The organism is Bradyrhizobium huanghuaihaiense, assembly GCF_025200885.1.
In the GTDB taxonomy this organism is placed as follows: domain Bacteria; phylum Pseudomonadota; class Alphaproteobacteria; order Rhizobiales; family Xanthobacteraceae; genus Bradyrhizobium; species Bradyrhizobium huanghuaihaiense.
The window spans coordinates 7,072,033-7,091,216 of the sequence record NZ_CP104172.1 but is presented as its reverse complement, the minus strand read 5'-3'; the positions used below and the strand labels follow the sequence as shown (position 1 = coordinate 7,091,216).

Here is a 19,184-nt window from a genome sequence, read left to right as displayed (position 1 = left end):
GGCCCGCGGGCCGCCTTTTTTCGTACCGGCGTGAAAGATACCCACAGGTCGACGATAACATTCTCGTTAACGGCAGTATTGGTGACGGATTCGTCCGAAAAAGCCGCGTTCGCTCGTCAGACTTTGGAGTCCATATTACCTGCAGGGGGTGGAGTTCCGAACGTCCGGCTGCTTTGTGGAACCGGCCGGTGTTCGCATTTGATCGGTGCCGACATGGATCGATTGAAGCTCTCGCTGAGACGTGCGCTGCTCGTGGCGCCGCTCGTGCTGTCGGCTGGAAGCGCCCTCGGGCGCGATGACGGCCGCTACGCGGATTCACCGCTCAAGCCCTGGTTCGACAGTCTGCGCAGCCATCTCGGCCCGTGCTGCTCGGATGCAGATGGATTTGCCGTCTCGGATCCCGATTGGGAATCGCACGACGGGCATTATCGCGTGCGTCTCGACGGTCAATGGGTGGATGTGCCGGATGAAGCCGTCATCACCGAACCGAACCGGGCGGGGCGCACCATGGTCTGGCCGGTGAAGACGGCGTTCGGGATTTCGATTCGGTGCTTCATGCCGGGCAGCATGATCTGACGGGCGACAGCGTCACCGCTTGCTGGATTTGCGCTTCGATTTCTTTGCCGCTTTCTTGGCCGTCTTCTTCTTGGACGTCTTTCGTTTGGACGCTTTCTTCGGGACTTTTTTGCCCTTCTTGCGGGCCTTCGAGAGTCCAATCGCGATCGCCTGCTTGCGACTCTTCGCGCGTCCGCCGCGACCACCGCGTCCGCTCTTCGCGGTGCCCTTCTTGTAGCGGCGCATTTCGCTTTCGACATCGCTGCCGGAGCTGCGTGAGTAACGTCGTTTCTTTGCCTTGCGTGCCATGCGTTTTCTCCCTTGGCCGGGGAAAACCGCTCGACACAGGCATGGTTCCGAAAGCGCGTCGGCAACGCTCCGGATGATGAATGACGCAGGCTAGAATGAGTTTGCGAGCTCGATCTCCGCTTCGAGCACCTGGATGCGCCGCGCGGCTTCGGCGAAGGATAGATCTCGCGCATATTGCGCAGGCTGATACGCCTCTTCGCTCAGCCGCTTCAGCTTCAATCCCTGCGCCCGGGACATTTGCTCCATGAGAAACGCCTTGGCGTCGTATTTACCCTGAACCTGCATGTCCGCTCTCCATTCTGAAATCGCGACTTGACTATATGTTCTTATTTTGTTCTAACAAGCCATGGACAACAGAATTAATGAAATTCGACGTAAAATCAGCGCCTTGAGGTTGGAGATGGCCAACGTTGAGGCATCCGTGCGCGACCTCGTCGATCGGGGGCGCGACTGCACGGAAAAGGCCCTGGCGCAGATGGACCTGCGCCGGAAAATCAACCTGTTGATCGGCGAATGGAGAGCTGCTGGCGGTGGCCACGTCCTGCCGGATGTCCGCGATCGTGTACGGCTTCGTCCGCTGAAGAAAGCCGCAGATCCCGCGCGGACGATCGCGCGCGGCTGAGAGCTTTAGGAGCGCGTCATGGAGGAAGACCCGGACACGTACCGGATCCTGAAACTGCGCGCCGAGATTCTCGAACTGGGCTCCGCGATCCGGCAATTGCAGCGCGAGGGTCTCGACGACGCCGCGGCCCAGCTCCTGATTGCGCGCAAGCGGGCGCAGCTCGACCATCTCGTGAAGACGCGGGCGGCGAGCTGAATATCGTTGACACCGGACGCAGCTAACGCGTCTGCCAGCGTGTGGCTTGAGAGAGATCGTATCGAACAACCAAAGCGAGAAGGCCCCGCGAACGCGAGGCCTTCGATGCACGACTGCGCCTTACTTGGCGGTGCCTGTGCCCTTGGTCATCGTGCCGCCCTGATCGGAGCCGGGGCCAGAGCCGCCCTGGCCGGAGGCATCGGGACTCTTGCTCTTCGTGTTGGCGCCAGTCGTCTGAGAGGTCGACGATTCATGTTTCGCCTTATGCGACTTGGCCTGCGCGGCAAACGGTGCAGCGGCGAGGCCGCTTGCCAACATCACGGCGAGAGCGAGCTTGGTCGTCTTCATGTGCGGGAACTCCCTGAGTTAAATTGACGCAGGCAGCCAACTGCCGTTGGTCACAGGAGTTCCCGACAAAGTAGACCCGCGTTTTCACGCGCGCTTCAAAATTCCTTGTCCTCGTCGATGATGAACACGACGCCCGTGAGCGTCGCACCGATCGCGAACGTCGTCACCAATGTGAGGGCGAAGACCAGAATTGCTTGGCTTCCGCCGTGATTGAGTAGATTGGCGACCGCCGGATTGGACAGAGTGAGCGCGAGACCGAATGCGAGCCCGAGAGCTGCGCCCATCATCGCATGCGTCACGAGCTTGATGACGCCAGTGGGAGAGAGCAGGCTCGGTGGCTTCTTGGGTGTCTTGTTCGCACGCATGGAACCAACCCTCGATTGCACATGCAACGCGCGCGATGATCGCGGGTTCCACTCGCATGAAGGAATTGTCATCCGCCGCTTCATCCGGCGTTCATGCCGGGCTTGCGAGGATGAAGTCCATCAACATGGGACACTCGATATGGGTAAGGTCGTCTATCTCTATCGCTCGCTGGCCTATCGGAATGCGGCCGCCGACATGTTGCGCAAGGCGCGCAAGTTGCCGCGCGGTGCGGAACGAAGCGCAGCCCGCCGCTATGCGACGGCGCTGCGCGATCTCGCGCAAACGGAAGCCTGGCTCGAAGGACGCGTCGCCGACGAGCCTCGCTCGATCCTGCGCACGAAGATCGCCGCGTCCGGTTAGCCCGACGCGCGCTGCAGCTCGGGGGAGGTGTCGGCGTCGAACTTGCCCTGCGCTACCGAGGCAGGGGTCTTGCGGGTCAGCGGCACGTCCAGGCGGCACAACAGGCCCTCGGCCCGCCAATCGAATTGTGCCCGTCCACCGAGCTGGGACTCGACGCTCGCAAGCAGGCTTCGCGTACCGAAACCGCGAGACTTCGGTGTCCTCACCAGCGGGCCGCCGGATTCCTCCCAGGTCAGCGTGAGGTGGTCTTCCTCGACCTGCCAGCCGATCAAGAGCCGGCCCGATCGCGTCGAGAGCGCGCCATATTTGGCGGAGTTGGTGAAGAGCTCGTGCAACGCCAGCGCCAGCGTCTGTGCCGTCGCAGGGACCAGCTGAACCTCGGGACCAGCCAATCGGATCTGGTCGCCGAGCGAATAGGGTGCAAGCTCCTCGTCGATCAGCTTGGAAAGCTCGGCGCCCTGCCAGCTCGACAGCGACAGGATCGTGTGCACGCGCGCCAGCGCATTGATGCGTCCCTCGACGGCGTTGACATAGGCCTTGACCTCGTCGGCACGGGTGAGGCGCACGATCGATTGCGCCAGCGCCAGCGCATTCTTGGCGCGATGATCGACTTCCCGCGCCAGCAGGTTCTGCCGCTCCTCGGCACGCTTGCGTTCGGTGATGTCAACGGTGACGCCGCTCACGCGGACCACGCGGCCGGCCTGATCCACCGTCGCGGCCGCTGTGCCGACGCACCAGCGCACCTCACCGTCGGGGCGGCTGACGCGAAATTCCCCTTCATAGGCGCGCGCGCCGCTATTGAAGGCGGCAATGGCCTGGCCGAACCGGTCGACATCATCCGGGTGCAGCAGTGCCTGGATGTTCGCCGAGGTGACGTTGAAGGTCTCCGGCGTCACGCCGAAGATGCGGTACTGGCCTTCGTCCCACATCCAGTCGCCGTTGATCCAGTCCCAGTCCCAGGATCCCATCTTGCCGGCGGCGATCGCCATGCTGCGGCGCTGCTCGCTCTCGCGCAGCTTGGCGGTGGAGTTCTCCAGTTCCGCCGTGCGGGCGCGGACACGGTCCTCGAGTTCCTGGTTCAGCCGTTCGAGCTCGCGGGTCTTGCGGTAGAGTTCGGAAAACACCTTGATCTTGGCGCGCAGCACCTCCGGCACCACGGGCACCGGCACGTAGTCGACCGCACCCATCTCGTAGCCGCGCAACCGGTCGATGTCGCTCACTTGAATGGCCGAGATGAAGATCATCGCGGTCTTCTGGAAGCGCGGATGTTCCCGGATCATCGCCGCGAGCTCGAAGCCGTCGAGCTCGGGCATGCAGACGTCGACCAGGATCACCGCGATCTCGGTCTTGAGCAGCACCTCCAGTGCCTCGCGACCGGACGATGCGATCACGAGGTTCTCACCGAGATCCTTCAAGATCACCTCATAGGCGAGCAGCTTGGCCGGCTGGTCGTCGACGAGGAGGATATTGACCTTTTCGTGGTCCATTCGCGGATCCAGCTCAGCGGTGCAGCCACATGCGGATCGCAAGCAGCAATTGATCGGTGTTGACGGGTTTTGCGAGGTAGTCGGAGGCACCGGCTTCCAGGCATTTCTCGCGGTCGCCTTTCATCGCCTTGGCGGTCAGTGCGATGATCGGAAGGCGGGCGAAGGCCGGGTTCTCGCGGATCACGCCGATGGTCTGATAGCCATCCATCTGCGGCATCATGATGTCCATCAGCACGATGGCGATTTCCGGATTGGATTCGACCAGCGTCACGGCTTCGCTGCCTGTGGTCGCCGTCAGCACCTTCATGCCGCGCCGTTCCAGCACGCTCGACAGCGCGAAGATGTTGCGGGCGTCGTCGTCGACGAGCAGCGCGGTCTTGCCGATCAGGTCCTCGTCGGAACTGTTCAGCTTCTCCAGCATGCGCTGCTTCTCGACCGGAAGTTCCGTGATCACGCGGTGCAGGAACAGCGCGGTTTCGTCGAGCAGACGTTCCGGCGATTCCACGCCCTTGACCACGATGCTGCGCGCCATGGTGTGCAACTCGGCGTCTTCCTCCGCCGAAAGCTCGCGGCCGGTGAAGACCACCACCGGCACGTTCGAGAGCGCCTCGTCGTTGCGGATCTGGTCCAGCACCTCGAAGCCGCTCATGTCGGGTAGGCGGAGGTCGAGCACCACGCAATCGCAGGGCGCTTCGCGCAGCATCGAGAGTGCGCCGGCGCCGGTGTCGGTCGCCACGATCTCGATGTCGTCGTGATGCAGCAGCTCGCGGATCGAGAGCTGCTCGGCCTCGTTGTCCTCGACGATCAGGAGCCGCTTGCGCCGCGGCCGCGCATATTCCTTGATCTGCGTCAGCGCCGCCGCGACGCCTTCGGTCGTCGTCGGCTTGTTGACGAACGAGAAGGCGCCGCGCGCCAGCGCATGCTGGCGGTCCTCGTCGAGCGTAATGATCTGCACGGGGATGTGGCGGGTCAGCGGATTGTGCTTGAGCTGGCTCAGCACCGTCCAGCCGAGCATGTCGGGCAGGAACACGTCGAGCGAGACCGCGCGGGGCTGGTACTGCTTGGCAAGTTCCAGCGCCTCCGCACCGCGCGCGGCGACTAGCACCTTGAAGCCCTTATCGCGTGCGAGATCGACCAGCACCCGCGCATAATGCGGATCGTCCTCGACGATCAAGAGGATGCTGTCGCCGGGCTCGAGGTTGAGACGGTCGTCGGGCAGCTGCTCGATGACGCGCTGCTGCTCCGGCGCGGCCGGCTGCAGCGCCGGTGGCTGACTGTATTGCTGCGGCGACGGGGCGGCGCGCGGCGCCAGCGTCGGTCCGGAATATTTCAGCGGCAGATAGAGCGTGAAGGTCGAGCCCTTGCCCGGCGCGCTGCGCAAATGGATTTCGCCGCCGAGCAGGCTCGCGAGCTCGCGGCTGATGGCAAGGCCAAGGCCGGTGCCGCCATATTTGCGGCTGGTGCCGGCGTCGGCCTGCTGGAACGCCTCGAAGATCAGCTTCTGCTTCTCCAGGGGAATGCCGATGCCGGTATCCGACACCTCGAAAGCGATCACGGCCGGCGCGGAGTTCAGCACCGGGTGATCGGTTCCCCAGCCGCCGAGGGCGGCCTCGACCTTCAGGCGCACTTCGCCGTCGGCGGTGAACTTGAAGGCGTTGGAGAGCAGGTTCTTCAGAACCTGCTGCAGGCGCTTGGAGTCGGTGACGATGCTGCGCGCGAGGTTCGGATCGACGTCGATCTTGAACGAGAGGCCGCGGTTCTCCGCCTCGTGCCGGAACGGACGGCCGACGGTCTCGAGCAGGTTGGCGGTCAGGATCTCCTCGGCATCCACCGTGACCGTGCCGGACTCGATCTTGGAGAGATCGAGGATGTCGCTGATGAGGTTGAGCAGGTCGGTGCCGGCGCCGTGGATGGTGCGGGCGAACTCGACCTGCTTGGCCGTGAGGTTGCCGTCCGGATTGTCGGTGAGCTGCTGACCGAGGATCAGGATCGAGTTCAACGGCGTGCGCAGCTCGTGACTCATATTGGCGAGGAATTCGGACTTGTACTTCGAGGTCAGCGCGAGCTCGGTCGCCTTTTCCTCGAGCGCACGGCGGGCCTGCTCGATCTCCTGGTTCTTGCGCTCGACCTCGACGTTGCGCTCGGCGAGCTGCTGCGCCTTCTGCTCGAGCTGGTCGTTGGTCTGCTGCAATTCGCGCTGCTGGGTCTGGAGCTCGCCGGCGAGCTGCTGCGACTGCTTCAGCAGGCCTTCGGTCTGCATCGTCGCCTCGATCGAGTTGAGCACGATGCCGATGGAGTCGGTGAGCTGTTCGAGGAAGGTCATCTGCGAGGTCGTGAAGGAGGCGAGCGAGGCGAGCTCGATCACCGCCTTGACCTGGCCTTCGAACAGCACCGGCAGCACCACGAGGTTCTTCGGGGCGACGCGGAACAGCGCTGAATTGATCGGCACCACGTCGCTCGGAATGTCCGCAACGACCCGCGGGCGCCTGTCGAGCGCGCACTGGCCGATCAGGCCCTCGCCGAATTGCAGTACGCGTTGATAGGGATAGACGCCGTCGCCGGCGTAGGAGGCGAGCAGCAGCAGCTGCGGATTGTCCTCGCTCTCGATCTGGTAGATCACGCCGGTGTGGGCGTTCACCAGCGGCGACAGCTCGGTCAGCAGCAACCGGCCCACGGTGGCGAGGTCGCGCTGGCCCTGCAGCATGTTGGTGAATTTCGCGAGGTTGGTCTTCAGCCAGTCCTGCTCGGTGTTCACGTCCGTCGTCAGACGGAGGTTCGTGATCATCGTGTTGATGTTGTCTTTCAGCTCGGCCACTTCGCCGCGGGCATCGACCTGGATCGACCGCGTCAGGTCGCCCTTGGTCACGGCGGTCGCCACTTCCGCGATCGCGCGGACCTGCGAGGTGAGGTTCGCGGCCAACAGATTGACGTTGCCGGTGAGGTCCTTCCAGGTGCCGGCAGCGCCTGGCACGTCGGCCTGGCCGCCGAGGCGCCCTTCGACGCCCACCTCGCGCGCCACCGACGTCACCTGATCGGCGAAAGTCGCGAGCGTTTCGGTCATGTTGTTGATGGTATCGGCGAGCGCGGCGACCTCGCCCTTCGATTTCACCGTGAGGTTCTGCTTGAGGTCGCCGTTGGCGACTGCCGTCACCACCTTGACGATGCCGCGGACCTGCTCGGTCAGGTTCGCCGCCATGAAGTTCACGGTGTCGGTGAGATCCTTCCAGGTGCCGGCGACGCCGGGCACCTGGGCCTGGCCGCCGAGCTCGCCCTCGGTGCCGACTTCACGGGCGACGCGCGTAACTTCGCCGGCGAAGGCGTTGAGCTGGTCCACCATGGTGTTGATGGTGTTCTTCAGCTCGAGGATTTCGCCCTTCACGTCCACGGTGATCTTGCGGGACAAGTCGCCGCGCGCCACGGCGGTGGTCACTTCGGCGATGTTGCGGACCTGCGTGGTGAGGTTCGCAGCGAGCAGGTTGACGTTGTCGGTGAGGTCCTTCCAGGTGCCGCCGACGCCAGGCACGACGGCCTGGCCGCCGAGCCGGCCCTCGGTGCCGACCTCGCGCGCGACGCGCGTCACTTCGGCGGCGAAGGAGCGGAGCTGCTCGACCATGGTGTTCAGCGTATCCTTCAGCAGCAGGATCTCGCCGCGTACGTCCACCGTGATCTTCTTCGAGAGGTCGCCGCCGGCAATCGCGGTTGCGACCTCGGCGATGTTGCGGACCTGAGCCGTCAGGTTCGACGCCATGAAGTTGACGTTGTCGGTAAGGTCCTTCCAGGTGCCGGCGACGCCGGGCACCTCGGCCTGACCGCCGAGCTTGCCTTCGGTGCCGACCTCGCGCGCGACGCGGGTGACTTCGCCGGCGAAGCCGTTGAGCTGGTCCACCATGGTGTTGATGGTGTTCTTGAGCTCGAGGATCTCGCCCTTCACGTCCACGGTGATCTTGCGGGACAAGTCGCCGCGCGCCACGGCGGTGGTCACTTCGGCGATGTTGCGGACCTGCGCGGTGAGGTTGCCCGCCATCGAGTTGACGCTGTCGGTGAGGTCCTTCCAGGTGCCGGCGACGCCGGGCACGTTGGCCTGGCCGCCGAGGCGGCCTTCGGTGCCGACCTCGCGCGCCACGCGCGTCACCTCGCCCGCGAAGCGGTTGAGCTGGTCGACCATCGTGTTCAGCGTGTCCTTGAGCTGAAGGATCTCGCCGCGGACGTCCACCGTGATCTTGCGCGACAGGTCGCCGCCGGCGATGGCGGTTGCGACCTCGGCGATGTTGCGGACCTGGGCGGTGAGGTTGCCCGCCATCGAGTTGACGTTGTCGGTGAGGTCTTTCCAGGTGCCGGCCACGCCCGTCACCTGGGCCTGGCCGCCGAGCTTGCCTTCGGTGCCGACCTCGCGCGCGACGCGCGTGACTTCGCCGGCGAAGGCGTTGAGCTGGTCGACCATGGTGTTGAGCGTTTCCTTCAGCTGAAGGATTTCGCCCGACACGTTCACGGTGATCTTCTTCGACAGGTCGCCCTTCGCGACGGCGGTCGCGACCTCGGCGATGTTGCGGACCTGGCCGGTCAGGTTGGAGGCCATCGAGTTGACGGAGTCCGTCAGGTCCTTCCAGGTGCCGGCAACGCCGCGCACCTGCGCCTGGCCGCCGAGCTTGCCTTCAGTGCCGACCTCGCGCGCGACGCGCGTCACTTCCCCGGCGAAGGCGTTGAGCTGGTCCACCATGGTGTTGATGGTGTCCTTCAGCTCCAGGATCTCGCCGCGGACGTCCACGGTGATCTTCTTGGACAGGTCGCCGCCGGCGACCGCCGTCGTCACCTCGGCGATGTTGCGAACCTGTGCGGTCAGGTTCGACGCCATCGAGTTGACGCTTTCCGTGAGGTCCTTCCAGGTGCCGGCGACGCCGAGCACGTTGGCCTGGCCGCCGAGCCGCCCTTCGGTGCCGACCTCGCGCGCCACGCGCGTGACTTCGCCGGCGAAGGCGTTGAGCTGGTCGACCATGGTGTTGAGCGTTTCCTTCAACTGAAGGATTTCGCCCGAGACGTTCACGGTGATCTTCTTCGACAGGTCGCCGCCGGCGATGGCGGTCGCGACGTCGGCGATGTTGCGGACCTGCGCGGTCAGGTTCGACGCCATGAAGTTGACGTTATCGGTCAAGTCCTTCCAGGTGCCGGCGACACCGGGCACCTGGGCCTGGCCGCCGAGCTTGCCTTCGGTGCCGACCTCGCGCGCGACGCGCGTCACTTCCGAGGCGAAGGAGTTGAGCTGGTCCACCATGGTGTTGATGGTGTCCTTCAGCTCCAGGATTTCGCCGCGCACGTCCACCGTGATCTTGCGCGACAGGTCGCCGCGCGCCACGGCGGTGGTGACGTTGGCGATATTGCGGACCTGCGCGGTGAGGTTACCGCACATCGCGTTGACGGAGTCGGTCAAGTCCTTCCAGGTGCCGGCGACGCCGGGCACAATCGCCTGACCGCCGAGCTTGCCGTCGGTACCGACCTCGCGCGCCACGCGCGTCACTTCGGAGGCGAAGGAGCGGAGCTGGTCCACCATCGTGTTGATGGCTTCCTTGAGCTGAAGGATCTCGCCGCGGACGTCGACCGTGATCTTCTTCGACAAGTCGCCGTTGGCGACCGCGATCGTCACCTCGGCGATGTTGCGAACCTGGTTGGTCAGGTTGTTCGCCATCGAGTTGACGCTCTCGGTCAGATCCTTCCAGACGCCGGTCACCTCCGGCACCTGGGCCTGGCCGCCGAGCTTGCCCTCGGTGCCGACCTCGCGCGCCACGCGCGTCACCTCGGAGGTGAACACGCCGAGCTGCTTGATCATGGTGTTGACGATGTTCGCCGACTGCAGGAACTCGCCGCGGAGCGGACGGCCGTCGACGTCGAGCTTGACGGTCTGCAGCAGGTCGCCTTGCGCCACCGCCGCAACCGCCCGCGTCACCTCGCGGGTCGGCCACAACAGGTCGTCGATCAGCGTGTTGACGGAGCCTTCCATGTCCGCCCAGGATCCGGAGGCGAGGCCGAACTTCACGCGCTGCCGGGTCTTGCCCTCGCGCCCGACCACCTGGCCGACCAGCTCCAGCTGCTGCGCCATGCGCTGGTTGGCGGCGATGATTTCATTAAAAGTGTCGGCAATCTTGCCATCGATGCCGAGATAGTCGCCGCTCATGCGCACCGAGAAATCGCCGCTGCGCATCGCTTGCAGCGCGAGCAGCAATTCCGGCCGGGAGTCCGGATCCGACATTCCGTTGGTTTTGGGTTTTGGGACGCGACGACCGGAGCGTGATGCAGTTCCGGGATCGAGGTCGCTCATTCTGATTCCCCCGCAGGCGTCGGCCGAATCTGCGGCAAGACGCAATTGATCAAACTAGAGCGTCAGCCAAATTCGAAATCAAGCGCCAAGGTTGCGGCGCCCGGAAAATGGAACCTGCTCTGCTCAGCCCGGCCAAAATAACGACGGTTGATGGCATTGGTTCCATTTCGGTTCCTGAAAAGATTTCGCGCTTTCGGGGACGTGGAGCGGGCTGCTGCTGGCGCCTCTTCGGAACGGAGCGCCAACCTTTCCGGTTAGCGGGGACAGGGAGAGAGCAGATGCAGATCAAAGCAGGATTCACCGCGGTCGCTGTCACCATATTGCTCGCCGGTTCGGCCTTCGCGCAGGGTGAACCCAGCGGCCGCGGGTCAGTGACCGGCGATCCCGCCGCAAGCTCCGCCGCCCCGCAGGCGGATCCGCAGACCACGGGAAGCGCGGCCAGGTCCAACCCCAGCGGCAGCGGCACGTCGACATCGGGCGGCAAGGACGACAATGGGGATGCGGGCAGGGACAAGATGCCGGAGAGCGACCGCACGGTGCGACCGGAAAGCCAGCAGCATCATCCGAACGACAAGTGAGGGCGGCTACTTGTCCGCCATGGTGCGCCCGGCGTCCTTGACCTGCGAGCGCAGCCTGGGCAGCTGTTCGCGCGCGAACGCCGCAAGCGCCGCATTGTCGGGCGCCGTGAGATAGCGTTCGAGCAGGGCGATGGTGGATTCATATTGAGGGATCTGCGCGGCATAGAAAGTCCGGACATAGGCCGGCCCATCCGAGCTGTCGGGCTCGGCGAGGCCGGCGCTCGCGGTCTTGCCGATACGGGGCTCGGCGCCGATCGCCGCCTGAATATCCTTGAGGGTCTTGTCGCGTTTGGCAGCTTCTTCGGCGCGCAGGGCGGCAAGGTTCTTCACCTCCGCATTGCCCTTCAGGTCGGTGCTCTCCAGAAGGCTCTGCTGAAAGCGGCCGAACGCGTAGAGGCCGCTGATGACGTCAATGGCCGTCGGCGCGCGGTTATCAGGCTTTTGCTCGCCGGTGCTGTCGGCCAGCGCTGCGCTGCCAATGAACACCAGGGTGATCGCGACAAGAACTCGCATCCATGACAATGACCGGTGCCGTGCGAAGTTCCCGCTCGTTAAGATCCGGCAAGGACAGTTGCGATGCAGGAGTTCCGTCCCCACGTCTTCCCCATGAAACAGTCTGACGTTTTCAGGGATAACGCCGAGAACTGCCTGCAGCTCGCAGAGCGCGCGGAAGGGCAACCCGCCTACAAGCGCTATTCGCGGATGGCGGATGCCTGGACGGCGCTCGCAAGGGAGCAGGACTGGCTCGATGGCGAAATCCCGCCCGTGACGGTCCGCATCCCCCAAAACGAGGAGGCATAGGCGGCTCACGTCTTCGTTTATCCGCGTGTGAGACGCCGCACGGAACGCAAGCGATCAATCCGGGATCATCCGGGAACAGTCGATCGCGTGGATTTTGATTCCAGAAGGAGTTTTCGCAATGGCTCCACGTCTTGCCCTTCTTTCACTCATTCTCGCCTTTGGCGTCTCGGTCGCGTTCGCGACGGTGACGACGGTACGGCAGGTGCAGCTCGAGAAGGCGTCCGCTGCGGTTCATGCCGCGCATAGCTAGCACTGTTGCTCGCGCCCGGAACATTCGGCGCTGACCTGCGTAGCCGCTTCGATACATCAAGAGAGAAGCGGGAGCATATCATGGCCCATTCCGACCACGGCATCGTCAAGGACAAGCGCGCGGAGGAGCAGCCGCGCGACAAGCAGCGCGCCCAGACGGTGCACAAGACGGACCCGAAGGGCTCGCCGTCGCGCGAGGCGACGCGTGATCCCAAACTCACCGACAAGAACAAGACGCCGGGCTCCGGCGTGATGCCGGACGATTCCGGCGACGCGCCGACGGGCTAGAGGATGGTCCGCTAGAGCGTTCTCGCAAGGAACGAATCCGCGCGCGAAGAGTCGACCGATTGCTTCCGGTTGGCATGCCCCCGGTGCGCCGGAAGCAATCTCCAAGGACGGCCCTGGCACCCACCGTGCCGGGGCCGTTTTGCCTTGCGAGGGCTGTGATCAATCTTCCTTGCTGCCTTCCGGGTCGGTTTGAGTGTGGCCTTCTGGCCCGCGGCCGAACACGCCGAAATTGCTTGACTTCGCACCGGCAGCCGCGTCGACGCCCACTGCTGCCAGCCCAAACTTGAGCAGCTCGCGGACCGCTGCAGCGCGTGTCGGCATGCGGTGCTTGAACCGGAAATCGTCAACTGCGGCCAGCTCTTCCGGCGAGAGCATGACCTGAAGGCGCTCGGCGCGAAGATCTTTCATGGTCGATCACGCAAAATGAGTAAGTTGAGTAGTCTGCTCAACAAACGAACTTGACGACAGTTCCACAAGAGTCGGCGAACTTGCCAAATGAGTAGAAATAATCAATAAAATCAATAAGTTATATTGAAACGAGTCGCGTGCTGGCGCATTCTCCTGCAAAGGGAGATTGGCCATGACGGATGAGGTCAGGTTACCCCGCAAGCTTTCCGAAGAGCCAGAAGCGCCCAAGCCGGTGCGGCCGAGCCATCAGAAGGTCATCGATCAAGTCGAGCGCTGGGCCAACAGCCCGGGCCTGCAACCCCCGAGGACGGACGATGCGAAGACGGTCTGAACCCCACACATTCGAACAACGTCTCGACGCGCAGAGGCTGCGGCTCGAGCACGAGCTTGCAAGCCTGCCGGTCGGCGTTCAGCGGGATTTCGTTGCCGCGCGCATCGAGCAGCTTCATGCCGCCGCCGAGATGTTTGAATTCCTGAAGCTAAGGGACGCTTCGACGCCGCGCTGATCGCGACCAGGATTCGGACGACCGGCGACGCGAGACGGTGCGAAATTTCCGTCTCATCCACCACGCCGAGACTGAAACCACGGCCCAGGCGAAGATGGCGGCAATGAAGGCCGCCGCGCTGCTCACGGGGACCGTGACGTAGAAGACGGCGGCGAACGCAGCAAGGCCGATGCTTCCCAAGCCGGCGCCGGCGGCGTCGAGCGCTGCGGCCTCTTGCCCACGCCGGCGGCCGTCGAAACCTGCCTTCTCCTTGGCCCGGCGCTCATGACTTTCGATCAGCGTTGCACTTGCGCAGAAGATGGCGGGAAGGGCAAGGAAGAGCCCGCCTATGGAGGTGCCGAAGCTCGCGCCCATGATGCCCGCCAGCACTGTCGCCAGTCCGCCGAGCACGAAGCGGATGGCGTATTCGTACCAGCGCGTCTGCTTCAGCGCTGATGGGGACAGCGTGACCAGCATCAGGCGGCACCTCCGAAGCTTGCGAGCAGGCCGAAGGCGACGACCAACCATACCGCGAAGGCGAGAATGGTGGCGGGCAGCGCGGCAAGACGAAACCGCATCAGCAGATGGCACACGGCGACGCCGTAGCAGGCAAGCGCGATCGCGCCGTAGATCATGGTCCAGCTTTCGGACGCGGCATAAGGTCCGCCATGCTGCACGATCGCAATAGCGAGCGTGGCGAGTGCGACCGACGGCGCGGCGCCGAGAAGGCCGGCAAAACTCTTTGGCCGCAGCATGTCGCCAAGGATTGCGAAAGCTGAAACGATTACGCCGCCGGCGATGAAGCGCACGATGTATTCGGTCATGGCTGCACCCGCTTGTGGTGCCGGCGCCTTGTCAGTGTGAGCGGCCTGAGAAGTCGTTCGACGACAATGCCGAGCGAGAAGCCTGCCAGCACATCGCTTGCCCAGTGCGCCAGCAGCACGACGCGCGTCAGCGAAAGCACAACCGTGATGACGCGTACCGTGCGGCGCGGACCCGTCGGCAGCAGTCCGGCGGCCGAGGCGAGTGCACCCATGTGCATGGCGTGGCCGGAGGGGAAGGCATCCCGCGCTCGCCCGGAGAAGGGAACGCCATTCCGATGACCGCGAACGGTCATGCGGTCAGGTCTTGTCTGGTCGAATATGGATTTCAGCGCGTGCGGAATCATGGCAGTCACCAACGTCACTGCCAGAATGTGATTGGCGGCAGGACGTGCCTGCGGACGCCGCAATTGGGCGTAGAGCCATCCTGCAGCGGCAAGTGCCAGAAGCACGTGCTCGTCGGCCGCCCAGGTCAGCGTCTGCGCTGCCTGCTCCAGCCCTGAATTGGTGTGGTCGGCGATCTCATTCGCGATCGCTGTATCGATCCGAGTGGGTTTGACTGTTACGACTGCCATCGGTCCGCGGTTGGTGCAATGTCCTCCATGACACGATTGTAAAGCTTGGGTGACGATGATCGTTCCTGCGGCTAGGGCTGTCCCGATCCGCCTGCAGCGCCATAGACCTGACCGGTCGCGTAGCTCGCATCGGCTGCGGCAAGCTGCACGTAGATGGAAGCGAGTTCGGCAGGCTGGCCGGGGCGGCCGAGCGGCGTCATGCCGCCGAACTTTTCGAGCTTCTCCATCGTCGCGCCGCCGGAGACCTGGAGCGGCGTCCAGATCGGACCGGGTGCGACGCCGTTGACGCGAATGCCCTTCGGACCCAGCTGCTTGGCGAGCGATTTCACGTAGTTCATCGTCGCGGCCTTGGTCTGCGCGTAGTCGTAGAGTTCCGGGGACGGGTCGTAGGCCTGCTCGGACGTCGTGCCGATGATGCACGAGCCCGGCTTCAGGTGCGGCAACGCCGCCTTGATGATCCAGAAGGGGGCATAGATGTTCGTCTTCATCGTCGCATCGAAGTCCTCGGACGAGACGTCGAGGATCGACTCGCGGGTCTGCTGCCGTGCGGCGTTGCAAACGACGATGTCCAGGCCGCCGAGGCCCTGCACGGCTTGCTCAACCAGCTTCCTGCAGAAATCCTCGTTGCGGAGGTCGCCGGGGATGGCGAGCCCGATGCGTCCCTCCTTCTTGATCAGCGCGATCACGTCCTGTGCATCGGGTTCTTCGTTCGGGACATAGTTGATGGCGACGTCGGCGCCTTCGCGTGCATAGGCGATCGCAGCGGCACGGCCCATGCCGGAATCGCCGCCGGTGATGAGGGCCTTGCGGCCGGCGAGGCGGCCGGAGCCCTTGTAGCTGGTCTCGCCATGGTCCGGCCGCGGCTCCATCTTGCCGGCAAGGCCGGGCCAGGGTTGCGACTGCTTCTTGAACGGCGGTTTCGGGTAGCGGCTGACGGGATTTGTCGACTTTTGCTCGGCCATGGGGCGGGTTTCCTGGTCTCCGCGGTTTTGCGCTCTCAACGTGCGGAGACCAGGCATCGTTGCAAAACGAGAGGGCGCCGGCAGAGCTGGCGCCCTCGAGGTATTACTTCGACTGGCCGACGCTCGGTGCCTTGCCGAGTTCCTTCGCCATCTGGAGATGGTGCTTGAGCGCAAGCAGCGTCTTGCCGGCCCAATCCTTCAGCTCGGCGTTGTCGCCGCCTTTGGCGTACCGCTCGAACAGCGACACTGCGTCTTCGTGCGCGCTGACCTGGTAGGAATTGTAGTCGGAGCTGAAGTCCTTGCCGTTCGCGCCCTTGAGCTTGTCGAGCTTGCTCTGGTGCGAGCTGTCGAGCGCCGTCGGCAGCGTCGCCTGGACCTTGCCGTTGCCGACCAGACCCTTGAGTTCGCTGCTGGTCTTGGTGTGGTCGGTCACCATCTGCTGCGCGAAGGATTTCTCCTGCGCGTTGCCCTTTTGCTCGGCGAGCTTGCTCGACTCGATCTCGAACATGTCGCTGATCGCGACTTCCTTGACGAAGTCGGCGGTTGCAGGCGCGACGCCGAGCGCCGAATTGACGCCGGTCTTCTCGCCGAGCGACTGGGCGAGCGCAGGGCCTGCGAGAAGCACGCAAGCAAGGGCAATGGCGGTTCGCTTCATGGTCCGGTCCTCTGAATTGGCGGCACGGCCGCTCGCCGCGCACGTTTGCGCCGATCAACCCGGGATCGGGACCGAGGTTCCTAATCGGTCGGATTGCGGCCGGTGCGCGGGTTGATCGGATCGGTCGGCTTGCGCCGCAGCCTTTCCGGCAGGAACGGCTCGCCTGGTGCAGCCGACGGCTCTGCGCGCACGTCCGCATGATGCTGTGCGCGCTCGTGCGGCGTCTTGTTGTCGTTGAAGTGCTGTTTCACGTCGACGCCGTCGACGGGGTCGTTGACGCCGTGCTGGATGTCGCGAAAGTCGCTCATGGTTCACTCCTTTCCGGGCAGGATCGTCTCGAGCACCTGCCTTGCTGCACCCTTGATGACGCTGCTTTCGTTCGGATCGCCCTTCATCAGCGCCAGCGAGAAGTTCTTGGCCTGCTGCAGGGTGATGTGCGGCGGCAGTGGCGGCACCTCAGGATCGGTCTTCACCTCCAGCACCACGGGCATCTCGCTCGCCAGCGCCTGCTCCCAGGCAGAGCCCAGCAGCTGCGGGCTGTCGACGTAGATGCCGCGCAGCCCGATCAGCTCCGCAAAGCGCGAGTAGGACACATTTGGAATCTGTTGCGATGCCTCGAACTTGGGATCGCCGTTGATGATGCGCTGCTCCCATGTGACCTGATTGAGGTCTTCGTTGTTGAAGACGCAGACGATGAAGCGGGGATCGCGCCATGAACGCCAGTATTTGGCCGCGGTGATCAGCTCGGCCATGTTGTTCATCTGCATGGCGCCGTCGCCGACCAGCGCGATCACGGGACGGTCGGGATGGGCGTATTTCGCGGCCAGTGCATAAGGAACTGCCGCGCCCATCGAGGCGAGGCCGCCGGACAGCGAGGCCGTCATGCCGCGTCGCATCTTCAGGTCCCGCGCGAACCAGTTGGCACATGAGCCGGAATCGCTGGTGATGATGGCGCGGTCGGGCAGGCGCGGGGACAACTCCCAGGCAACGAGTTGCGGATTGACCGGCGTGGCGGGCTGATGCGCACGATCGTCCAGCGTCTTCCACCATCTGGCGACGTCGTCCTCGATACCCCCGCGCCAGGCACCATCGGTCTTGGGCGCGAGTCGCGGCAGCAGCGCGCGAAGCGTCTCGGCAGCATCGCCGACGAGGCCGACTTCCATCGGAAAGCGGATCGACATCATGGTGGCGTCGATGTCGATCTGCACGCCGCGGCAGCTGCCTTCTTTCGGCAGGAATTCGGCATAGGGAAAGGCGGAGCCGACCATCAGCAGCGTGTCGCAGTCCGTCATCATGTTGTAGCTGGGCTCGGTACCGAGCAGGCCGATCGAGCCCGTGACCCACGGCAAATCGTCGGGCAACGCGGCCTTGCCGAGCAGGGCCTTGGCGCAGCCCGCTGACAGACGGTCGGCAACCGCGATCACCTCGTCGGTGGCGTGAAGCGCGCCAGCGCCGATGAGCATCGCGACCTTCTTGCCGGCGTTGAGCACCTCCGCGGCACGGTCGAGCTCGTCCTCGCGCGGCGTGACACGCGGCGCACTGTAGCCGACACCGGAATGCAGCGTGCCATGCGCACGGGGCGGACCTTCGTAGGGTTCTTCCTGGAGATCGTTGGGCAGGATGAGCGCGGTCGGGGTCCGCCGGGCGAGCGCGGTCCGCATCGATCGATCAACCAGATGGCGCACTTGCGCAGGCGAAGATGCCTGCATGACGTAGGCGCCGGCGACATCCTTGAACATCGAAACGAGATCGAGTTCCTGCTGGTAGCTGCCGCCGAGCGCGTTGCGCGCCTGCTGGCCGACGATTGCGAGCACCGGCTGGTGATCGAGCAGCGCATCGTAGAGCCCGGTGATGAGATGCGAGGCACCGGGCCCCGAGGTTGCGATGCAGACGCCGAGCTGGCCCGAGAATTTCGCGTATGCGGTCGCCATGAACGCCGCCATCTCTTCGTGCCGCGCCTGCACGAAGCCGATCTTGCCTTCCGCGCGGTTCGTCGCGCCGAAGACGCCGTTGATGCCATCGCCGGGATAGCCAAAGATATGACGCACGCCCCATTGATGCAGGCGCTGGACGATGAAGTCGGAAACGGTCTGGGACATCGCGCATGGCCCTCTGTGAAGCTCAGAGAACCGCCGGTTTTCTGCGATGTTCCTGACCTGCCGGAGGAACATGAGCCGGAACGATCGCACGCCTGTCCGGTTGGTTCTCACATTGGCTGAGTGGAGAATTGCAATGTTGAATCAAGGCGAGCTGGACCGCAGCGAGATGGGTCGGCTGATCGGCAGTGACAAGGTCGAGGGAACATCGGTCTACGGTGCCGATCGCAACAAGATCGGTTCGATCGAGCGCGTGATGATCGACAAGATCAGCGGCAAGGTTTCGTACGCCGTGCTCGGGTTCGGCGGATTTCTCGGCCTCGGCAACGATCACTATCCGTTGCCCTGGCAGTCGCTGAAATACGACACGGAGCTCGGCGGCTACGTCACCGGCATCACGGCCAAGGAACTGGAAGGCGCGCCGAAATACGGCGCGAGGAGCGATTGGAACTGGAGCGATGAATCCGCCGTTCGCGGTATCAACTCGTACTACGGTGTTCCGTTCGCGTAAGGCGGTTCACGGAAGGAGATCCGATGAGCAAGGAACGGCCCAACGACGATCCCCGGCAGCAGACTGACTGGGGATCCCACGCCCAGACGGACAAGCCCTGGAAGGGGAATCCGGAGAAGGAGCAGGGATCGGGCAAGGAGAAGCCCGATCTCGAGAAATGGCACGAGACGAAGACGCACTAAGTGCTCTTCCTATGGGACATT

The 19,184-nt window shown here is 64.1% G+C and carries 26 protein-coding genes; 11 read left to right on the top strand and 15 right to left on the bottom strand.

Annotated elements, in window-relative coordinates:
* Positions 1-213 precede the first annotated feature (213 nt).
* On the top strand, positions 214-576 hold the full coding sequence (locus N2603_RS33500) for a hypothetical protein (protein WP_026312964.1): 363 nt from the start codon (positions 214-216) through the stop codon (positions 574-576).
* A 12-nt stretch (positions 577-588) separates the two neighbouring features.
* Here N2603_RS33500 and N2603_RS33495 read toward each other — a convergent pair whose 3' ends face one another.
* Together N2603_RS33495 and N2603_RS33490 are read right to left on the bottom strand one after the other, a co-directional pair.
* Positions 589-864: a DUF6496 domain-containing protein gene (locus N2603_RS33495; RefSeq protein ID WP_260385488.1), complete on the bottom strand. Its 276-nt coding sequence runs from the start codon at positions 862-864 to the stop codon at positions 589-591.
* 90 nt (positions 865-954) lie between these two features.
* Positions 955-1,149 carry a DUF3072 domain-containing protein gene (locus tag N2603_RS33490; RefSeq protein WP_018648725.1) on the bottom strand — a complete coding sequence of 65 codons (195 nt, stop codon included), beginning with the start codon at positions 1,147-1,149 and terminating at the stop codon, positions 955-957.
* A 115-nt stretch (positions 1,150-1,264) separates the two neighbouring features.
* Here N2603_RS33490 and N2603_RS33485 point away from each other — a divergent pair, with 115 nt between their 5' ends.
* Positions 1,265-1,486, top strand: a complete 222-nt coding sequence (locus tag N2603_RS33485) for a hypothetical protein (RefSeq protein ID WP_260385487.1) — start codon at positions 1,265-1,267, stop codon at positions 1,484-1,486.
* An 18-nt stretch (positions 1,487-1,504) separates the two neighbouring features.
* Positions 1,505-1,681, top strand: coding sequence for a hypothetical protein (locus N2603_RS33480; protein ID WP_260385486.1), 177 nt, complete (start codon positions 1,505-1,507; stop codon positions 1,679-1,681).
* 120 nt (positions 1,682-1,801) lie between these two features.
* Here the strand turns inward: N2603_RS33480 and N2603_RS33475 are convergent, their stop codons facing one another.
* Both N2603_RS33475 and N2603_RS33470 read right to left on the bottom strand, forming a co-directional pair.
* Entirely contained in the window at positions 1,802-2,029 is a 228-nt protein-coding gene (locus N2603_RS33475; protein ID WP_260385485.1) for a hypothetical protein, read from the bottom strand.
* 95 nt (positions 2,030-2,124) lie between these two features.
* Positions 2,125-2,394 carry a hypothetical protein gene (locus N2603_RS33470; RefSeq protein ID WP_018648721.1) on the bottom strand — a complete coding sequence of 90 codons (270 nt, stop codon included), beginning with the start codon at positions 2,392-2,394 and terminating at the stop codon, positions 2,125-2,127.
* A 139-nt stretch (positions 2,395-2,533) separates the two neighbouring features.
* Between N2603_RS33470 and N2603_RS33465 the strand changes: the two genes are divergently transcribed.
* A complete protein-coding gene (locus N2603_RS33465; RefSeq protein WP_260385484.1) occupies positions 2,534-2,755 on the top strand; it encodes a hypothetical protein in 222 nt (73 codons plus the stop codon).
* On the opposite strand, the gene N2603_RS33460 is transcribed toward N2603_RS33465, so the two are convergent.
* Together N2603_RS33460 and N2603_RS33455 are read right to left on the bottom strand one after the other, a co-directional pair.
* Positions 2,752-4,242 carry an HWE histidine kinase domain-containing protein gene (locus tag N2603_RS33460; protein WP_260385483.1) on the bottom strand — a complete coding sequence of 497 codons (1,491 nt, stop codon included), beginning with the start codon at positions 4,240-4,242 and terminating at the stop codon, positions 2,752-2,754. The genes N2603_RS33465 and N2603_RS33460 overlap by 4 nt on opposite strands.
* Before the next feature lie 13 nt (positions 4,243-4,255).
* Positions 4,256-10,552: a HAMP domain-containing protein gene (locus tag N2603_RS33455; protein ID WP_260385482.1), complete on the bottom strand. Its 6,297-nt coding sequence runs from the start codon at positions 10,550-10,552 to the stop codon at positions 4,256-4,258.
* 278 nt (positions 10,553-10,830) lie between these two features.
* Between N2603_RS33455 and N2603_RS33450 the strand changes: the two genes are divergently transcribed.
* Positions 10,831-11,130 (top strand): hypothetical protein, encoded by a 300-nt coding sequence (locus tag N2603_RS33450; RefSeq protein WP_260385481.1) that lies wholly within the window; start codon positions 10,831-10,833, stop codon positions 11,128-11,130.
* A 6-nt stretch (positions 11,131-11,136) separates the two neighbouring features.
* Here the strand turns inward: N2603_RS33450 and N2603_RS33445 are convergent, their stop codons facing one another.
* Positions 11,137-11,643 (bottom strand): DUF4142 domain-containing protein, encoded by a 507-nt coding sequence (locus N2603_RS33445; RefSeq protein WP_260424319.1) that lies wholly within the window; start codon positions 11,641-11,643, stop codon positions 11,137-11,139.
* A gap of 93 nt (positions 11,644-11,736) precedes the next feature.
* On the opposite strand from N2603_RS33445, the gene N2603_RS33440 reads away from it, so the two are divergent.
* From N2603_RS33440 to N2603_RS33430, 3 genes are all read left to right on the top strand, one after another.
* Positions 11,737-11,931 carry a hypothetical protein gene (locus tag N2603_RS33440; RefSeq protein WP_260385480.1) on the top strand — a complete coding sequence of 65 codons (195 nt, stop codon included), beginning with the start codon at positions 11,737-11,739 and terminating at the stop codon, positions 11,929-11,931.
* Between the two features lie 118 nt (positions 11,932-12,049).
* A complete protein-coding gene (locus N2603_RS33435; protein ID WP_018648714.1) occupies positions 12,050-12,181 on the top strand; it encodes a hypothetical protein in 132 nt (43 codons plus the stop codon).
* 80 nt (positions 12,182-12,261) lie between these two features.
* Positions 12,262-12,468: a hypothetical protein gene (locus N2603_RS33430; RefSeq protein ID WP_260385479.1), complete on the top strand. Its 207-nt coding sequence runs from the start codon at positions 12,262-12,264 to the stop codon at positions 12,466-12,468.
* Positions 12,469-12,627: 159 nt separating this feature from the next.
* Here the strand turns inward: N2603_RS33430 and N2603_RS33425 are convergent, their stop codons facing one another.
* Positions 12,628-12,876, bottom strand: a complete 249-nt coding sequence (locus N2603_RS33425; protein ID WP_260385478.1) for a hypothetical protein — start codon at positions 12,874-12,876, stop codon at positions 12,628-12,630.
* A gap of 172 nt (positions 12,877-13,048) precedes the next feature.
* On the opposite strand from N2603_RS33425, the gene N2603_RS33420 reads away from it, so the two are divergent.
* Positions 13,049-13,207, top strand: a complete 159-nt coding sequence (locus tag N2603_RS33420; protein WP_018648711.1) for a hypothetical protein — start codon at positions 13,049-13,051, stop codon at positions 13,205-13,207.
* Positions 13,208-13,355: 148 nt separating this feature from the next.
* Here N2603_RS33420 and N2603_RS33415 read toward each other — a convergent pair whose 3' ends face one another.
* The 7 genes from N2603_RS33415 to N2603_RS33385 all read right to left on the bottom strand — a co-directional run bounded on the left by N2603_RS33415 (position 13,356) and on the right by N2603_RS33385 (position 18,473).
* Complete coding sequence (locus N2603_RS33415; protein ID WP_260385477.1) at positions 13,356-13,838, bottom strand: DUF3147 family protein; 483 nt, start codon at positions 13,836-13,838, stop codon at positions 13,356-13,358.
* Positions 13,838-14,185 (bottom strand): DUF3147 family protein, encoded by a 348-nt coding sequence (locus N2603_RS33410; RefSeq protein WP_260385476.1) that lies wholly within the window; start codon positions 14,183-14,185, stop codon positions 13,838-13,840. The genes N2603_RS33415 and N2603_RS33410 overlap by 1 nt, the downstream gene beginning before the upstream one ends.
* A complete protein-coding gene (locus N2603_RS33405; RefSeq protein ID WP_260385475.1) occupies positions 14,182-14,757 on the bottom strand; it encodes a phosphatase PAP2 family protein in 576 nt (191 codons plus the stop codon). The genes N2603_RS33410 and N2603_RS33405 overlap by 4 nt, the downstream gene beginning before the upstream one ends.
* Positions 14,758-14,828: 71 nt before the next feature.
* Entirely contained in the window at positions 14,829-15,719 is an 891-nt protein-coding gene (locus N2603_RS33400) for an SDR family oxidoreductase (RefSeq protein ID WP_018648707.1), read from the bottom strand.
* A gap of 103 nt (positions 15,720-15,822) precedes the next feature.
* Positions 15,823-16,374: a DUF4142 domain-containing protein gene (locus tag N2603_RS33395; protein WP_260385474.1), complete on the bottom strand. Its 552-nt coding sequence runs from the start codon at positions 16,372-16,374 to the stop codon at positions 15,823-15,825.
* Between the two features lie 80 nt (positions 16,375-16,454).
* Positions 16,455-16,682: a hypothetical protein gene (locus N2603_RS33390; RefSeq protein WP_260385473.1), complete on the bottom strand. Its 228-nt coding sequence runs from the start codon at positions 16,680-16,682 to the stop codon at positions 16,455-16,457.
* 3 nt (positions 16,683-16,685) lie between these two features.
* Positions 16,686-18,473: a thiamine pyrophosphate-requiring protein gene (locus N2603_RS33385; protein WP_260385472.1), complete on the bottom strand. Its 1,788-nt coding sequence runs from the start codon at positions 18,471-18,473 to the stop codon at positions 16,686-16,688.
* 133 nt (positions 18,474-18,606) lie between these two features.
* On the opposite strand from N2603_RS33385, the gene N2603_RS33380 reads away from it, so the two are divergent.
* Positions 18,607-18,981: a PRC-barrel domain-containing protein gene (locus tag N2603_RS33380; RefSeq protein ID WP_018648700.1), complete on the top strand. Its 375-nt coding sequence runs from the start codon at positions 18,607-18,609 to the stop codon at positions 18,979-18,981.
* Between the two features lie 23 nt (positions 18,982-19,004).
* On the top strand, positions 19,005-19,163 hold the full coding sequence (locus tag N2603_RS33375) for a hypothetical protein (RefSeq protein WP_167526369.1): 159 nt from the start codon (positions 19,005-19,007) through the stop codon (positions 19,161-19,163).
* The last annotated feature ends 21 nt before the right edge of the window (positions 19,164-19,184 follow it).

Bases quoted from the DNA above. Each gene is read 5' to 3' on its own strand.
- N2603_RS33465 (WP_260385484.1), top strand. From the start codon at position 2,534: ATGGGTAAGGTCGTCTATCTCTATCGCTCGCTGGCCTATCGGAATGCG.
- N2603_RS33435 (WP_018648714.1), top strand. From the start codon at position 12,050: ATGGCTCCACGTCTTGCCCTTCTTTCACTCATTCTCGCCTTTGGCGTC.
- N2603_RS33470 (WP_018648721.1), bottom strand. From the start codon at position 2,394: ATGCGTGCGAACAAGACACCCAAGAAGCCACCGAGCCTGCTCTCTCCC.
- N2603_RS33475 (WP_260385485.1), bottom strand. From the start codon at position 2,029: ATGAAGACGACCAAGCTCGCTCTCGCCGTGATGTTGGCAAGCGGCCTC.
- N2603_RS33385 (WP_260385472.1), bottom strand. From the start codon at position 18,473: ATGTCCCAGACCGTTTCCGACTTCATCGTCCAGCGCCTGCATCAATGG.
- N2603_RS33415 (WP_260385477.1), bottom strand. From the start codon at position 13,838: ATGCTGGTCACGCTGTCCCCATCAGCGCTGAAGCAGACGCGCTGGTAC.
- N2603_RS33445 (WP_260424319.1), bottom strand. From the start codon at position 11,643: ATGCGAGTTCTTGTCGCGATCACCCTGGTGTTCATTGGCAGCGCAGCG.
- N2603_RS33500 (WP_026312964.1), top strand. From the start codon at position 214: ATGGATCGATTGAAGCTCTCGCTGAGACGTGCGCTGCTCGTGGCGCCG.
- N2603_RS33485 (WP_260385487.1), top strand. From the start codon at position 1,265: ATGGCCAACGTTGAGGCATCCGTGCGCGACCTCGTCGATCGGGGGCGC.
- N2603_RS33490 (WP_018648725.1), bottom strand. From the start codon at position 1,149: ATGCAGGTTCAGGGTAAATACGACGCCAAGGCGTTTCTCATGGAGCAA.
- N2603_RS33460 (WP_260385483.1), bottom strand. From the start codon at position 4,242: ATGGACCACGAAAAGGTCAATATCCTCCTCGTCGACGACCAGCCGGCC.
- N2603_RS33420 (WP_018648711.1), top strand. From the start codon at position 13,049: ATGACGGATGAGGTCAGGTTACCCCGCAAGCTTTCCGAAGAGCCAGAA.
- N2603_RS33395 (WP_260385474.1), bottom strand. From the start codon at position 16,374: ATGAAGCGAACCGCCATTGCCCTTGCTTGCGTGCTTCTCGCAGGCCCT.
- N2603_RS33450 (WP_260385481.1), top strand. From the start codon at position 10,831: ATGCAGATCAAAGCAGGATTCACCGCGGTCGCTGTCACCATATTGCTC.
- N2603_RS33430 (WP_260385479.1), top strand. From the start codon at position 12,262: ATGGCCCATTCCGACCACGGCATCGTCAAGGACAAGCGCGCGGAGGAG.
- N2603_RS33405 (WP_260385475.1), bottom strand. From the start codon at position 14,757: ATGGCAGTCGTAACAGTCAAACCCACTCGGATCGATACAGCGATCGCG.
- N2603_RS33375 (WP_167526369.1), top strand. From the start codon at position 19,005: ATGAGCAAGGAACGGCCCAACGACGATCCCCGGCAGCAGACTGACTGG.
- N2603_RS33440 (WP_260385480.1), top strand. From the start codon at position 11,737: ATGAAACAGTCTGACGTTTTCAGGGATAACGCCGAGAACTGCCTGCAG.
- N2603_RS33390 (WP_260385473.1), bottom strand. From the start codon at position 16,682: ATGAGCGACTTTCGCGACATCCAGCACGGCGTCAACGACCCCGTCGAC.
- N2603_RS33495 (WP_260385488.1), bottom strand. From the start codon at position 864: ATGGCACGCAAGGCAAAGAAACGACGTTACTCACGCAGCTCCGGCAGC.
- N2603_RS33480 (WP_260385486.1), top strand. From the start codon at position 1,505: ATGGAGGAAGACCCGGACACGTACCGGATCCTGAAACTGCGCGCCGAG.
- N2603_RS33410 (WP_260385476.1), bottom strand. From the start codon at position 14,185: ATGACCGAATACATCGTGCGCTTCATCGCCGGCGGCGTAATCGTTTCA.
- N2603_RS33425 (WP_260385478.1), bottom strand. From the start codon at position 12,876: ATGAAAGATCTTCGCGCCGAGCGCCTTCAGGTCATGCTCTCGCCGGAA.
- N2603_RS33400 (WP_018648707.1), bottom strand. From the start codon at position 15,719: ATGGCCGAGCAAAAGTCGACAAATCCCGTCAGCCGCTACCCGAAACCG.
- N2603_RS33455 (WP_260385482.1), bottom strand. From the start codon at position 10,552: ATGAGCGACCTCGATCCCGGAACTGCATCACGCTCCGGTCGTCGCGTC.
- N2603_RS33380 (WP_018648700.1), top strand. From the start codon at position 18,607: ATGTTGAATCAAGGCGAGCTGGACCGCAGCGAGATGGGTCGGCTGATC.